This is a genomic window from Pradoshia sp. Z4_20 (assembly GCF_058216035.1).
The window spans coordinates 164,191-178,837 of sequence record NZ_JBZAJD010000007.1 but is presented as its reverse complement, the minus strand read 5'-3'; the positions used below and the strand labels follow the sequence as shown (position 1 = coordinate 178,837).

The following is a 14,647-nucleotide window of genomic DNA, read 5'->3' as shown; positions in this document are numbered from 1 at the left end:
AATCGATTCCTGGTATCGGTGAAAAGATTGCGGCAACAATCATTTCAGAGATTGGGGAAATTGATCGGTTTAATCACGCTAAGAAGCTAGTGGCCTTCGCTGGAGTCGATCCTAGTGTCCATTCATCTGGAAAGTTTACTGCGAACATAAATCGCATAACCAAACGAGGTTCCAGTAGGCTAAGGCATAGCTTATATTTAGCTGTTTTATGTGGAATAAGAAGCTCTAGAAATAAAAAGCTCAAAGAGTTCTATGATAGAAAACGTTCAGAAGGAAAACCTTCGAAAGTTGCCATTGTAGCTTGTATCAATAAGCTGCTTCATTGGATTTATGCTTTATTGAAAAAGAACCAGAATTTCCTAGATATAGCTTAGGAAATGATATTTATCCAACATAAGAAAAACCTTCCAAAATGAAACTGGAGGGTTATTTGGCATACCCAAAAACAGTATAGCATATAAAAAAATGAAATATACAGAGAGATATTGACAACCTATTAGCTGGTTTAGTTGAAGATCGATATTAAACTTATGTTCAACAATCGGTCCATATTGTCAAGTAAATATTTACTTGTATAGTATTACATCAGGTGAAACCGTATCATAAGTAAGTGTGGAATTATAAAATATCTACCTGAGATGCTGTTTAGTCAGCATTTTAGGTTGTTATTTTAATTAGGATATGTTAAATTTCAACGTTGAAAAATGAGAGAAGATTTTAAATGGTAATTAGTAGTAGATTTAATTTTCTATTAAAGAATTATGGATAGCCGTAAAGGAGTCAATCACTCTTTTTCTTAACATTCAATTTTAACAGAGCTAAGGTCTTAAAAATTTTACGGTTTGTTAGAATGTGAGGGTTATCATTCACATCTACTTTCATTTTACATTTTGCTACGAATTATAACATTAACGTTACGCTCCGTTGGTAGATTATCGATTAAAATCGTGTTTATAATTAACTAAGAAAGGATGAAAAGTATGATTAATTTGAATTTATGCTCGTTGAGAAAACGTCATAATCTAACGCAGGAGCAACTAGCCCTAGAATTAAATGTTTCACGTCAAGTAATTGCAAAATGGGAAAAAGGTGAATCGACACCGGATTTACACCATAGTATGAACATTGCCAATTTATTTGGAGTAACCTTAGATGCATTAGTAAACCATAACTCAGAAGAAATGGGTGTAGATATTCCACCTAAAGGTCAGCACTTTTTTGGAACAGCAACAGTAGGGGAACGTGGCCAAATTGTCATTCCGAAAAAAGCACGTGAAATTTTTCGAATTAACCCAGGTGATTCAATCGTTATTATAGGGGATGAGGAACGTGGGTTAGCGTTAGCACCTGAAAAAATGATTAAACGGTTTTTAAATATGATGAAACCTCAGTAAAAAGGAGGAAAAAATGAATGAATGCAGCAATTGAAATTCAAGGTTTATCAAAACACTTTAAAAAAAAAGTTGCCGTTTCTCCAATGAAACTTACAATTAACAAAGGTGAACTATTTGGACTGCTTGGAGTTAATGGTGCTGGTAAAACGACCGTTATCAATATGTTAACTGGCCTTGCCAAACCAACTTCAGGAGATGCGCTTGTACTTGGGCATTCGCTTAGTAAAGAGTTGCCAAGTATCCGGGGATTACTCGCTGTGTCACCTCAGGAAACGTCCATTGCACCAAATTTATCTGTGCGCGAAAATTTATTATTAATGGCACGCATTCACGGCTTTTCGAAGGAGAAGTCCATTGAAAAAACAGATGCTTTAATTAGCCAGTTTTCACTACAGCCTTACGAACATCAACGTGGTAAAAAATTATCCGGTGGTTGGCAACGAAAGTTAAGTATTGCCATGGCTCTCATTGCAGATCCTAAAATTTTATTTTTAGACGAACCAACATTAGGGTTAGATATTATTAGCCGTCGGGAATTATGGGCAATGATTAATAAACTGAGAGAGACAACGACAATTGTACTTACGACGCACTATTTAGAAGAAGCAGAAAACTTGTGTGATCGTATTTGTATTATGAAGGATGGAGAAATAAAGGCACTAGGTACAGTAGACGAACTCCTTACAACAGCAAGTAAAGAAAACTTTGAGGATGCATTTGTGCATTTCGTAGCAGGAGGCGAATTATAATGAGGGCATTGGCATTTGCTGGACGTTGTACGAAAGAAATTGTACGTGACCCGATTTCATTATTTTTTGGTATAGTCTTTCCAATCATTTTACTTATGATTTTAACTGCGATTAATCGCAATGTTCCAGAAGCACTTTTTAATATTGAACATTTGACACCTGGCATCGCAGTATTTAGCCTTTCTTTCATTGCTTTCTTTGCAGCACAAACGTTAGGAAAAGACCGTTCTACTTCTTATTTAATAAGATTGCTAACTACTCCTATGAAAGCAAGTGATTTTATTATTGGATATACGCTTCCTTTAGGGATATTTGCTGTGCTTCAAAGTATTACTTGTTTTATAACCGCTTACTTTTTAGGTTTGGAGCTATCTTTCAACCATGTATTTGCATTTATTGCCTTACTCATTACATCTACTATTTTCATAGGAATCGGACTGTTATGTGGCTCCTTATTTAACGAAAAGGCAGCAGTAGGCTTATGCGGAGCTTTATTAACTAACTTAACAGCATTTTTATCTGGCGCATGGTTAGATTTATCGTTAGTTGGGGGAGCTTTTGAAAAAGTCGCTTATGCCCTGCCATTCGTCCACGCTGTTGATTTAGTTCGAGCAATTGTGGCAGAAGACTTTAGCGCAATGTTTCCCCATTTATATGTTGTGGTAGTTTATGCAGCTGTCCTTTTTAGTCTTTCGATTTTTATTTTCAAATATAAAATTCAGCAAAATTAATAGTTAATCAAACTTACGTTACTTAAACGTAGGTTTTTTTATTAAAATTAACAGCTCTGTTAAAAGTTGATTATTGAAATAGAAAGCGCTAGCCTCCGTTACGGTGCTGAAAATAAAAAAACTTTCTTAGACAAATTAGAAAATGAGCTTCAAGCTAATAAAAGCTGATTGTTATTCAATTAAAAGGCGCGATTGTTGAATAAGATTGCTTCTCTTTTCCTTATTGAACTAACGAGGCTTTGATCCAAGGAGGATTAATGCTCTTTTTTGAAAAGGGGCAGGGTAGTTGAACAAAGAGGATTGAGAGGAAAGGGAGTTATAAAAGATGGACTTATTATTCTGGATAACTATTGGTTTCATAATAACGGGATTTGTTATTCTCATGAAAAAAGGTATGGAAAGTAAGGTAGCTTTTATAAAAGCCAATATAGAAGACGAGGAAAATTCATCAAAAGCCAAATCCGTAATTTTGTGGATATGGAGTACCGTTGCTTGGGGCATAGTGAGTATGTCTCTTGCGGTTTGGTGTTTTAAGAATTACTTTGGATAACTATTAGTTTCAAATGTATTTAAACTATCGGGGGCATTACTCATATCAAGGGCTGTGATCAGCTCTTTTTTCTTATGCTACTAAAGGGGCAGGTTAGTTGAATAAGAAATATAATATATAAACCTTTTTAAAAAAAGTGAGTAATTACTCACTTTTTTTATTGAAAACCAGTTAACTTGGAATTATAATCAACCTAAGTGAGTAAACGCTCACTTTTGAAAGGAGGATTACATAATGAATGAAACTAATACTATTCAAATACAAGCAGTAACGAAAAGTTTCGGCAAAAAAGTGGTATTAAAAGATATCAACTTAGATATTAAACAAGGTAGTATCTATGGTTTTATAGGGCCTTCAGGAGCAGGAAAAACAACCTTGATAAAGTTGATTGTTGGAATGGATTTTCCTGATGAAGGTTACGTCCATTTATTAGGTGAAAAAATGCCTAATTTAAACATCTTGCAAAAAATTGGCTATATGGCACAATCAGATGCCTTATATGAAGCACTTACTGGTAAAGAAAATCTTATGTTTTTCGCATCGCTCTTTAAATTAAACAAAACTGAAAAACAGAAACGGATTACCTATGCAGCACAATTAGTTAACTTGACCGCAGACCTTAATAAAAGAGTGTCAGCGTACTCAGGAGGTATGAAACGTCGATTATCTCTTGCAATCGCTTTAATTCAAAATCCCCAAGTTTTGATATTAGACGAACCTACTGTGGGAATAGACCCTGAATTAAGATTAAGTATTTGGAATGAGCTGTTAAGATTGAAAAACGAGGAAGGCAAAACGATTATTGTAACGACTCACGTAATGGATGAAGCCGAAAAATGTGATTATATCGCAATGGTTAGAGATGGTTCATTCATAGCATCTGGAACACCTCGCCAATTGAAAGAACAATATAATGTCAATAGTTTAGATGAGGTATTTTTGGATGCTGGGAGGAAAGTACAATGAGAACAGTAGCACTTATTAAGAGGATTTTATTGCAAATACTTAGAGATAAGCGTACATTGGCTCTTCTCTTTGTTGCTCCATTATTAGTATTAACACTAATGAACCTAGTCTTTAATGGAAATACCGTTGATCCTGTTTTAGGAGTTGCTAATGGGAATCAGCAAATCATCGAAAAATTAGAAGACGCAGATATTGTAGTAAAAGAATATAACAAAGTTTCTAATGTTAAGGATATGATACTTGATAAAGATTTAGATGGTTTTTTACAAGTGGAAGGCGATCAAACAACCTTAACTTTACTGAATGATGATCCGACAATAGCAAAAAGCTTAGAAATGAAAGTAAAGCAAATTGATACTCAAGCAAAGCAATTAAAATTGATGGGGACTAACGCAATACAGAGTGAATTGCTCTCACAAGATTCCTTGAACACAAATTATGTTTATGGCAGCAGTGAAACAGAGCTTTTTGATACCTTTAGTCCTATTTTAGTCGGGTTCTTTGTCTTCTTCTTCGTCTTCTTAATCTCTGGCATAGGCTTATTAAACGAAAGAACAACTGGCACGTTGGAACGACTATTAGCAACCCCTATTAAAAGAGGAGAGATTGTCGCAGGATACCTTGTTGGCTATGGTTTACTGGCATTGATACAGACAGTTATAATCGTTTTGTTTGCGATAAATGTATTGGATATGGTTTTAGTTGGTTCCATTTGGACTGTTATGTTAATCAATGTCATCATCGCCCTTGTAGCCTTGTCACTTGGAATATTATTATCTTCTTTCGCAAGTTCCGAGTTTCAGATGATTCAGTTCATACCAATTATTATTGTGCCACAAATATTCTTCTCAGGTATTTTCTCCATTGAGGGAATGGCGGATTGGCTACAAGTATTCGCAAACTTTATGCCGTTGTATTATGCAGCAGATGCATTAAAAGGAGTAATGTACGAGGGCTTAAGTTTATCTGAAATTAGTAGTAATCTATATATTCTATTGGCTTTTGCAGCAGTATTTATCGTTTTAAATTTGTTTGCTTTGAAAAAGTATCGTAAGCTATAATACGGAAGCGATACAGCTTTACGCAAAGATGGTGATTTAAATGGTTAATAATAATCTACTGGATGAAATGGCTAAAATACTTGAAAAATCCAATAAACAAACGGTTAAGCAAAAGAAAATTATTGAGGTTGCTATCACTTCTTTTGCGGAAAAAGGATATTCAAATACATCAACATCTGAAATAGCTAAAAAAGCAGGCGTAGCAGAAGGAACAATTTTCAAACATTATGGAACAAAGGAAAATTTATTGTTATCTATAATGGTTCCTTTTCTAAAAGATTTTTTTCCTACGATGGCAGATGAACTCATTGGGGAATTAATGAATGATAAGCGTTCTTTTGAGGAATTCTTAAGAGTTCTTTTAACAAATCGTAGTGCTTTTCTTGCGGAAAATAGAGAAATATTTCAGGTGTTCATTAAGGAAATATTTTATAAAGAGGAACTTAGAAACGAATTCCTTCCCTTTGTTTTAGAAGTTGGATCCAATCACTTAATAAAAGTGATTGAAGCGTTTAAACAACGGGGCGAAATTAGAGATATACCGAATGAAATAATTTTAAAAATGCTAAGCACTGTAATAGGTGGATTATTTATTTCTAATTTTGCATTGTTAAATAAACATTCCGTGAGCGAAAATGAAATTGAGGAAGCTATATTTTTTATACTGAATGGGCTTGGACAATCTCCTCAATAGAGGGATTTTTCTTTGAAGATTATGGATAACAATAGACTTAAATAAAACCATCTCTTTTCATTTAAAGGCAGCTATAATTTAGTTGCCTTTCCTTTTTATATAGAAAAATGATGGAATTATGCCAATTCACATAATAAATATTGTGAATGTTTGTACTTAAACTAATGGGGGCATTGATCCAAGAAGAAGGATTAATGCCCTTTTCTGTTGAACTCCTTATTGTAGAAACGGGGCAGGTTAGTGAATAAGCAAAATTTTATACTGTTTTCTATAATCGCATTTAATGGCATAAACTTTAAAAGAAATTAAATTTTATTTCAGAGGTGAAGATAAATGAATACAGGTAGGTGGTTTTGGATTTTTTTTATATAATGATGATGACAGTATTTGGTTTTTTAGCATTTGACGATATAGCCTCAGTGTTAGTTTTTGGGTTTAGTGTGGGTGGTATTTTCGGTTGGGCAGTTACCACTAAAAAAGGATAGTTTGATTGTTTATACAAAATGGCTTGTAAACTATTTTGTCGATCAGGGGGTAATATGGTGAGTGAAATAGATAAACGCAACAGATTAAGGGAAGAGCCATTCAATTACCAAATAACGAAAAAAGGGTCAGTGATCATCTATTACGAAGGTAAGCAAATCAAAATTGTAAAGGATGGGAAGGCTGCGCAACTTATAGAAAAATTAAATGCAGCAGAAAATATAATGGAAGTACAGCTTTTATTAGCTAAAATTACAGGGAACTTTAAACACGGCAATGAAAAAACCGGTAAAAATAAATAAACAAATTCACTCCTCAGACATTTGGCTATGAAAGACACTGCTAGAAATTTATAAATAAGGATCTATTATATTTCAATGTTGATTATACAAAGACAGGACGGAAGTGAAAGATGGGCGATTCCTGCGGGAGCAGCGGGACAGTTTAGATCCCAAGTTATTAAGCTACGGAGGCTTTCGTTGAATAACTGAGACAGTAAAAAACTTTTTTATGTCCTTAGCAACAATCTTTACGAAAACAGCCTTTCCAATTAAATAAAATGGCCATTCGTAAAGGCTATTATCAAAAGTGGTAATTTTGGGGCTCTGTTATTGTATTTGGTGTATAGTGGTTTATCAGATAACGAGTGCATTAATCTAAGAAGGATTAATGCCCTTTTCTGTTGAACTCCTTATTGTAGAAACGGGGCAGGATAGCAGAAGAAGGAACTGGATTATTGTGGTAACATAATCTTAATAGTAGGCCATTATTATGAGTTTACCAGAATCATTTTTAAAAGTTTTTTTATTATCGTACTAGCGAGACAGATTGCTTTAGAAATACCTCAATACCCATTAAATTAAAAAGTGGAGTGTAACTAATGTTGTTTTTACGTAGAATTACTTTTTTACGAGAAGAAGTACCTGATTTAAATACGTACCCATTCACTTTGCCTGCAATTAGAGGAATGAATACATTGGACTTAAAATGTGAAGTAACATTTTTTGTAGGGGAGAATGGTTCAGGAAAATCTACTTTGCTTGAAGCAATTGCTTACAAATGTGGGTTTAATACAGCAGGCGGAGGAATAAACAATATATACGATGTAGATTCATCCCACGCTGCTTTGGGAAAATACATTCGTTTGTCTTGGTTGCCAAAAATCAATCAAGGTTTCTTTTTAAGGGCTGAAAGTTTTTATCATTTTGCGTCTCATCTGGATCAACTAGCCAAGGAAGACCCGACTATTTATCAAGCATATGGAGGTAAATCATTACACCACCAGTCTCACGGAGAATCTTTTTTATCGCTATTTTTAAACCGTTTTTCGGGTAAGGGTATTTATATATTGGATGAACCCGAGGCAGCATTATCACCAGCTCGCCTATTAGCATTTATGAGAGTTATTTATCAATTGGTGAGTAGCGGAAACGCTCAATTTATCATCGCCACACATTCGCCTATTCTTCTGGGGTATCCAAACGCACACATCTTTAGTTTTGATTCCAATGTAATCGAAAGTGTCAGATATGAAGACACAGAACATTATCAAATAACAAAGGGTTTTTTAGATAGAAAGGAAAGGTACTTAGAAGAGTTATTTTTAAATGACGAGGATTAATAAAAATATAGCTTACTCCGCTAACAAAGACATTGGTCCAAGAAGGATTAATGCCTTTTTATGTTGAATTTCTTATGGAAGTAACGGGCAGTTTAGCTCAAAAGAGATGGATGTAAAATAGTGGAAATAAGGGGTGTAGATAAGTATGATTGGCTCTCCTGAAATTAATAAAGTAATTCGAAAATCACTGTCCCCTATATTAAAAGAAAATGGCTTCAATAAGGTGAATACAAGGAATAACTGGCGTTGGATTGATCAATGCATTTGGGTGTTGAAAATCGGGGCTGTTGGTAACTATTTTTCTGAGGTTACTGGTTGGCCCCCTATGTCTATTCACGTAGAACTTGGTATATATTATGTCTTTATACCAAGGATAGAGGAAATAAAAAAAGGTACGAACGGTGAATTGCTTCCTAAAGAGTACCAATGTCATCTTCGAGAAGAGCTAAATTGTAATCTTAACCAATCCAACTACACTCGTCATTTAGATAACCCAGCTGATAGAACTCGAACTGACATTTGGTGGGTTGAGCTAGATGGGTCTAATGTTGATGAGGTAATAAAAGATATCGGTAAATCTTTTAAGAGCAAGTATACCAACTTTCTTTCTGAAGGGGCCTGTTTTCATATCTCGAATAAATATTAGACAAAAGCAACAATCCTTACGAAAACAGGTAAAGATGTTGATAAACCAACCAACATCCCTTGTGTTGCCACATACACTCCACACACGTGGAAAGTGTAGCAAAATTAGTATTGAAATAAGGCAGTTGCCCTTTGGCGCTGCTTTTTTCTTTTCCCTGTAATTAGATTTAAGTACTGTACTTTTTCAATATATAGCAGTAGAAAATTTTCTTAATGATTTCAATCGGTAATACTATTTAAAAAAATTTGGTAGTCGTATCCTCATAATTCTTTCGCCTTTCAAGTCCAATACAGACCCATAAAAGCAAGCTATATTTTTCTATGTATTTATATCTACTCTCATTCTTAGCTCCCCTTTGCTGATTTCTATTCGGGAATATTTCCGTTTTCCTTGCTCTAAAGAAAACGTTCCCTTTGGGTTTAAAGCAAACTGCTAATAGAGAAGTGAAAAAGGAGGGTATCAAAAAGAGCGAAACCACAGATGTGATTTCGCTTACTCCTTAACTATATCGCTTAATTCCATTGACCCGCTTTTTCTAATTTTTCTTTACCTTTGAACGCAATGATGATTAACAAGACACTTAACAGAATCATCCCTGCAACAGCATATAACACGTATAGATAGCTGCCCGTTGCATCAAATACAAACCCATAAGCAGGGAGCGCCGTAATACCTGCTAATGCTAATCCTAATGCTGCCGTTCCATAAATGGCGCCATATTCTTTCGTGCCGAAGATAGAAGTAGTCAATAACGGTCCTAGCGTTCCAACTGATGAAGAAACAAATCCAAATAATCCGATTGCCACTGAAAATACCATTGGATTGTCTGGTATGAAGATCAATAAGAAAACGGAAATCAATCCGACGAACATGGAGAAAAAGGTGGTTTTCTTTGCACCCATTTTATCGGTCAAGAAACCGAACACCAATGATCCAACTAAAACACCAAACATGAACACACCCATGACATTTCCGGCAAACTGGACATCATACCCAATGCTTTGTGCGTAAGGGGCAATAAATTGAGCAAAACTTGCAACCGCGGTAATTAAGAATAAAAAGAATAATAGAGCATAAAAGGCCAATGACTTTTTCGCCACTGCGGCTGTGACACCTTTGTTTTCTACCGTTTGTGCATCTTGTTTCGAATCGTTAGCTTCTACCTTGTCTAAGCCATAAGGTAATAGACCTTTTTGTAGTGGTGACATACGAATGAACAGTAAAACCACTGGTATTACAATGACAATCGCCGCAATCCCAACAATGATGTAAGAAGTTCTCCAACCTTGTGAGGCAATTAACGTTCCTACATTCGGTTGAATGATCGCCCCAAACATACCGCTCGCTGCCATCATAATACCAAGGGCTAGTCCGTTTCGTTTTTTAAACCATTGGTTTATAAGAACGGGACCTGCCAATTGTGTCACAAGAACACTACCGACAGACAGCGGAATCGCTAATAAATACCAGCCCCATACCGAATTCATCATTCCAAATAACGCAAATGCACCACCTTGTAACAGAATGGATACAATCAAGACCATACGAATATCGTATTTACCCATTATCTTTCCGGCAAACGGCAAGAATACCATCATCGCAATGGAAGAGACACTCAAGTATAGGGTAAGTTGTCCCATACCAACGCCTAAATCTTCTGACACAGGTGTTAAAAATAAACTAGCAGCATTATTTATGCCACCACGTGCAACACCCATCATAATGGCTAACCCAAACAATACCCACCAAGCAAAATGAATTTTTTTCTTTTTCTGTTGCATGTTCTACCCCTCCTGTCCCTGTATAATTTTTTCTTTCCATAACCCTTTGCTTTCGCAAAAAAATATATCAGTATGTTCTATATTTATTTTACCTTATAAAAAAGGAGAGTTACAATTTTGACCTTCCTCTTTTTTATATACTCACATAATACCTTTATCGAAGCTTAGTAGGATTAACACCTGTTTTTAATATAGCTAATGAAAAGTTCAAAGATTTTACTCAGTATATTGTTGAATCGGCTATATCAATAAGATCAATAGAAAGTAAGATTGGCAATTTAAAGGTGAAGCAACATAAGAGACATTTGGGACTTGCAAATAATTTGGCTGTTAGAAGCCAACTTACGCTTTCTATATATTCTTTTAGGTTATTTAAAAACATCACCAACATCCCATGTGTTGTCAATTACACTCCACACACGTGGAAAGTGTAGCGAAGCTTATATTAAAATAAGGAAGTCAGCCCTTTTTTGATCTGACCCAAGAAAGTTAGAAATAAATAGTCATGCTGCTTTGAGGACCTGAGTCCGTTATTCAACCGGGTTTAGGTCTTTTAATTTTGCCTTCATTCGTTTGTGATTGTAATAATGTGCCATCCAAACTTATGAAAAAGTGGCTATAAACTATTCGATTGGTAAATTCGAAACGAAGGGATATGAATGGACATATAAAGCGGAGAGTAACTGTGTTTTAGCAAAAAGGAAAGCCGGTGAAGTGTTTACGATAAGTAAAATTTCACCGGCTTTTTTGCATGCGAAAACGTGAAAAGAAAGGCCTTGCTATATATAATATTTGAAATTGAAGTGAAGAGAGGGGTGAAATGAGATTAACTTTACGATTTGTCAGTAAATTCGAGGGCAATTACTATGAAAATTGCGGTACATGGAATTTATGGCTAACAGGGATCGGAAGCGAACGTTTTATTTATGCCCTCATAGCATTTTCAGCTCTTTTATCTGGTTATCCATTGTGTGGCCTAATGAACATGGTAAAGTCGCTTGAGCCTTGATGCATGCAAGTTCTGGGAATCTAATTGAAAATGCCCAAACAAGTCTGCATAGTTGACTACTTGGGCATTTTTACCTATGGAAAATCATTTGAACGAGAGCAAACGCAAAGAAATCCATTAGGTCCATCTGAAAATTCCACTAAGCCTTTGTATTGAATTTCATATGTTTAATACCAAGGAAATTTTGGAGATTTAAGGCTAAGCCTCCTAGAAGAGTAGCTCGTTCATTAAGTTTGCTGTTTCGAACAATTATACATTTAGAAAAAGTGCTATATAGATTATTTTTTAACATTGTCATCATTTCAGGAATTTCGCGGTAAAGAGAACTATTTAAAACGATAACCTCAGGGTCGTAATGGGCAATCATATTATTTATACCGAAACTTAAATAGCGTGTATTCTCCTTGACGACTTTTTTGGCATCAGTATCCCCATTGTTATAGTATTCTCTTAAAATAATTGCATTGACATAATCCATATCTTTTAATTGTGCAAAATATTCAAAGGAAGCTTTATTTGAGGCATAGGCTTCTAAACACCCGAGATTCCCGCATTTGCACTTCTTACCGCCAGCAGAGATAATTTGGTGGCCAATCTCTCCAGCGAACCCATGCGAACCAGTTTGTATAATTCCGTCTCGGACGATACCGGCACCTATACCTCCATGAATATTAATACTGATTAAACTAGAGGATTCAGATGTAAAAGTATACTCACCTAGCGCTGATAAGTTAGCTTCGTTTTCTAGAAATATAGGGTAATCAATTAGGCTTTCAGTTATTTCACGGAATCGAATCTTATCTAAATTGTAATGTGGAGTAAAAATAATATTTCCATTAAAAACAGGTCCATGAACAGCGATTACTACACCAATAATATCGTAGAGCGATTTAGGCTTTATCTTATCAAAAGAAGAGAATATCTCAGAAAAATAAGATCTGACGGTGTCTTCATTTAAGGTAATTGGTTTCTTCTCAATGTAGGAAATTTCTTCACCATCAAGATAAGTTAATAAGGCGCGAATGTAATTATATCCAACATCAATAGAGATAGAGAGACCGGATTTTCCATTGTATTGTAGCTTGATGGGTTTACGTCCGCCTAAATTACTGCTTTGACCACTGCCTGTTTCAGTGACTAAATTGTCATCCAGTAATTTCTTAACGATGCTAGAGACAGTAGCTTTAGTTAAACCAGTTATGGTAGCCAGTTCAGCTCGTGACACACCTAGATTATTAATAATCGTCTCCAGACAAAGGGATTCATTTTGAGTACGTATAATATAATGAGAGTTTTCCATATCATAAACACCTCCTTTGTTAATTTATTTATTAAACATACTAACTAATATACTAATAGATTTTTCATAAATTTACTAGTCATTTGTTGGAAAAGTAGTAATTTACTAGTCATTTGTTGGAAAAGTAGTAATTTAGTATAAATTTATTATAGTGCAAAAATTACTTGACTACTAAAATGAAAGCGACTACAATCAAGTTAGTAAAACATATAAACAAACTAACTTGCTTAGTTTGGGAGGAGGATTTCAGATGACTTATTTTCCGAATGTAGGAAAAATCAAGTATGAGGGAAAAAACTCAGATAACCCGTTTGCTTTCCGTTATTACAATCCAGAAGAGGTTGTGGCCGGCAAAACAATGAAAGAACATTTGAGATTTGCGGTCGCATACTGGCATACAATGACACAAGATGGTAGTGATCCATTTGGTTTGCCTACAAATCAACGAACTTGGTTTGGTGAAACAGCAATGGATACAGCTAGAAACCGTGTGGTCGCTTTCTTTGAAATTTTAGAGAAACTAGGCGTTGAATATTTTTGCTTCCATGATGTGGATATTGCGCCGGAAGGTAATTCTTTAGAAGAGTTCTATAGAAATCTAGATGAAATTACTGATTTGATAAAAGAACAAATGGATAGAACTGGAATCAAATTACTGTGGAATACCGCAAATATGTTTAGTCATCCAAGATATGTAAATGGAGCAGCTTCTACTAATAATGCAGATGTATTTGCTTATGCAGCGGCACAAGTCAAAAAAGGGCTTGATATTTCCAAAAAGTTGAACGGCGAAAATTATGTGTTCTGGGGCGGCCGTGAAGGCTATGAAACACTATTGAATACAGACATGGCTCTTGAACAAGATAATATTGCGCGTTTATTCAAGATGGCTGTAGCTTATGGAGAAAAGATTAATCATAAACCACAATTTTTGATTGAACCTAAACCAAAAGAGCCATCTAAACACCAATATGATTTTGATGCTGCTACCGCATTACAGTTTATCCAAAAATATGATCTTACTGGTGAATTTAAGCTGAACCTTGAAGCAAACCATGCTACACTTGCTGGCCACACATTTGAACATGAGATTGAAGTTGCACGCATAAATAATGCCTTAGGATCTCTCGATGCGAACCAAGGTGATGTTCTGCTAGGTTGGGACACAGACGAATTCCCAACAAATGTTTATGATGTTACGATGGCCATGTATGGTGTACTAGAAAATGGAGGAATTGCACCAGGTGGTATTAACTTTGACTCTAAAGTGCGTCGTTCCAGCTTTGAAATGGAAGATTTGTTCTTAGCCCATATTGCCGGTATGGACACATTTGCTAGAGGACTAAAAGCAGCGGCTAAATTAAAAGAAGATCGCTTCTTTGATAGTTTGAAAGAAAAACGCTATGCCTCTTTCTATGAAGGAATTGGAGCTTCCATTGTTAATGGCAAGGAAGACTTAGAAAGCCTGACAGAATACGCATTAAAATTAGATGACATCAAATTGGAATCCAGTCATATTGAATACGTGAAATCTCGCTTAAATGACTATCTATACTAAAAAGGATTTACATCTCCAGTCACAGTGTATAAGCTACTTAATCTTTTAAACCTATTATATAGTATTGATTTAACAGGGTACCGTCTTTATGGAATAGCGTATAA

At 35.2% G+C, this 14,647-nt stretch carries 15 protein-coding genes; 13 read left to right on the top strand and 2 right to left on the bottom strand.

Translation table 11 applies throughout. The features are described 5' to 3' along the window. The 11 genes from AC4BHP_RS15310 to AC4BHP_RS15260 all read left to right on the top strand — a co-directional run. Positions 1–374, top strand: a 374-nt coding sequence (locus tag AC4BHP_RS15310; RefSeq protein WP_490553191.1) for a transposase, incomplete at its 5' end; no start/stop codon positions are given. Between the two features lie 606 nt (positions 375–980). Beyond that, entirely contained in the window at positions 981–1,394 is a 414-nt protein-coding gene (locus tag AC4BHP_RS15305; RefSeq protein ID WP_490553189.1) for a helix-turn-helix domain-containing protein, read from the top strand. A gap of 17 nt (positions 1,395–1,411) precedes the next feature. Next, entirely contained in the window at positions 1,412–2,143 is a 732-nt protein-coding gene (locus AC4BHP_RS15300) for an ABC transporter ATP-binding protein (RefSeq protein WP_490553187.1), read from the top strand. Further along, positions 2,143–2,874, top strand: coding sequence for an ABC transporter permease (locus tag AC4BHP_RS15295; RefSeq protein ID WP_066108426.1), 732 nt, complete (start codon positions 2,143–2,145; stop codon positions 2,872–2,874). The genes AC4BHP_RS15300 and AC4BHP_RS15295 overlap by 1 nt, the downstream gene beginning before the upstream one ends. Before the next feature lie 325 nt (positions 2,875–3,199). Next, positions 3,200–3,424 carry a hypothetical protein gene (locus AC4BHP_RS15290; RefSeq protein ID WP_490553185.1) on the top strand — a complete coding sequence of 75 codons (225 nt, stop codon included), beginning with the start codon at positions 3,200–3,202 and terminating at the stop codon, positions 3,422–3,424. A gap of 234 nt (positions 3,425–3,658) precedes the next feature. Beyond that, a complete protein-coding gene (locus AC4BHP_RS15285; protein ID WP_490553183.1) occupies positions 3,659–4,390 on the top strand; it encodes an ABC transporter ATP-binding protein in 732 nt (243 codons plus the stop codon). After that, on the top strand, positions 4,387–5,451 hold the full coding sequence (locus AC4BHP_RS15280; RefSeq protein WP_066108436.1) for an ABC transporter permease: 1,065 nt from the start codon (positions 4,387–4,389) through the stop codon (positions 5,449–5,451). Before AC4BHP_RS15285 ends, AC4BHP_RS15280 begins: the two co-directional genes overlap by 4 nt. A 40-nt stretch (positions 5,452–5,491) precedes the next feature. Next, positions 5,492–6,145, top strand: coding sequence for a TetR/AcrR family transcriptional regulator (locus tag AC4BHP_RS15275; protein WP_490553181.1), 654 nt, complete (start codon positions 5,492–5,494; stop codon positions 6,143–6,145). Positions 6,146–6,684: 539 nt separating this feature from the next. Further along, the gene (locus AC4BHP_RS15270; RefSeq protein ID WP_490553179.1) at positions 6,685–6,930 is read left to right on the top strand and encodes a hypothetical protein; all 246 of its coding nucleotides are present in this window, start codon (positions 6,685–6,687) and stop codon (positions 6,928–6,930) included. Between the two features lie 581 nt (positions 6,931–7,511). Then, positions 7,512–8,249, top strand: a complete 738-nt coding sequence (locus tag AC4BHP_RS15265; protein WP_490553204.1) for an AAA family ATPase — start codon at positions 7,512–7,514, stop codon at positions 8,247–8,249. 145 nt (positions 8,250–8,394) lie between these two features. After that, positions 8,395–8,895: a DUF4304 domain-containing protein gene (locus AC4BHP_RS15260; protein WP_490553177.1), complete on the top strand. Its 501-nt coding sequence runs from the start codon at positions 8,395–8,397 to the stop codon at positions 8,893–8,895. 512 nt (positions 8,896–9,407) lie between these two features. Here the strand turns inward: AC4BHP_RS15260 and AC4BHP_RS15255 are convergent. Continuing rightward, the gene (locus AC4BHP_RS15255; protein WP_066108425.1) at positions 9,408–10,676 is read right to left on the bottom strand and encodes an MFS transporter; all 1,269 of its coding nucleotides are present in this window, start codon (positions 10,674–10,676) and stop codon (positions 9,408–9,410) included. Positions 10,677–11,496: 820 nt separating this feature from the next. Here AC4BHP_RS15255 and AC4BHP_RS15250 point away from each other — a divergent pair. Continuing rightward, a complete protein-coding gene (locus tag AC4BHP_RS15250; protein WP_066108423.1) occupies positions 11,497–11,685 on the top strand; it encodes a hypothetical protein in 189 nt (62 codons plus the stop codon). A 139-nt stretch (positions 11,686–11,824) separates the two neighbouring features. Here AC4BHP_RS15250 and AC4BHP_RS15245 read toward each other — a convergent pair whose 3' ends face one another. Continuing rightward, a complete protein-coding gene (locus AC4BHP_RS15245) occupies positions 11,825–12,985 on the bottom strand; it encodes an ROK family transcriptional regulator (RefSeq protein ID WP_066108420.1) in 1,161 nt (386 codons plus the stop codon). 250 nt (positions 12,986–13,235) lie between these two features. On the opposite strand from AC4BHP_RS15245, the gene xylA reads away from it, so the two are divergent. Next, on the top strand, positions 13,236–14,543 hold the full coding sequence (gene xylA / locus AC4BHP_RS15240; RefSeq protein WP_066108417.1) for a xylose isomerase: 1,308 nt from the start codon (positions 13,236–13,238) through the stop codon (positions 14,541–14,543). Positions 14,544–14,647 lie beyond the last annotated feature (104 nt).

Excerpts from the sequence above, each read along its gene's own strand:
- AC4BHP_RS15305 (WP_490553189.1), top strand. The coding sequence starts at position 981 with ATGATTAATTTGAATTTATGCTCGTTGAGAAAACGTCATAATCTAACG.
- AC4BHP_RS15300 (WP_490553187.1), top strand. The coding sequence starts at position 1,412 with ATGAATGCAGCAATTGAAATTCAAGGTTTATCAAAACACTTTAAAAAA.
- AC4BHP_RS15295 (WP_066108426.1), top strand. The coding sequence starts at position 2,143 with ATGAGGGCATTGGCATTTGCTGGACGTTGTACGAAAGAAATTGTACGT.
- AC4BHP_RS15290 (WP_490553185.1), top strand. The coding sequence starts at position 3,200 with ATGGACTTATTATTCTGGATAACTATTGGTTTCATAATAACGGGATTT.
- AC4BHP_RS15285 (WP_490553183.1), top strand. The coding sequence starts at position 3,659 with ATGAATGAAACTAATACTATTCAAATACAAGCAGTAACGAAAAGTTTC.
- AC4BHP_RS15280 (WP_066108436.1), top strand. The coding sequence starts at position 4,387 with ATGAGAACAGTAGCACTTATTAAGAGGATTTTATTGCAAATACTTAGA.
- AC4BHP_RS15275 (WP_490553181.1), top strand. The coding sequence starts at position 5,492 with ATGGTTAATAATAATCTACTGGATGAAATGGCTAAAATACTTGAAAAA.
- AC4BHP_RS15270 (WP_490553179.1), top strand. The coding sequence starts at position 6,685 with ATGGTGAGTGAAATAGATAAACGCAACAGATTAAGGGAAGAGCCATTC.
- AC4BHP_RS15260 (WP_490553177.1), top strand. The coding sequence starts at position 8,395 with ATGATTGGCTCTCCTGAAATTAATAAAGTAATTCGAAAATCACTGTCC.
- AC4BHP_RS15255 (WP_066108425.1), bottom strand. The coding sequence starts at position 10,676 with ATGCAACAGAAAAAGAAAAAAATTCATTTTGCTTGGTGGGTATTGTTT.
- AC4BHP_RS15250 (WP_066108423.1), top strand. The coding sequence starts at position 11,497 with ATGAGATTAACTTTACGATTTGTCAGTAAATTCGAGGGCAATTACTAT.
- AC4BHP_RS15245 (WP_066108420.1), bottom strand. The coding sequence starts at position 12,985 with ATGGAAAACTCTCATTATATTATACGTACTCAAAATGAATCCCTTTGT.
- xylA (WP_066108417.1), top strand. The coding sequence starts at position 13,236 with ATGACTTATTTTCCGAATGTAGGAAAAATCAAGTATGAGGGAAAAAAC.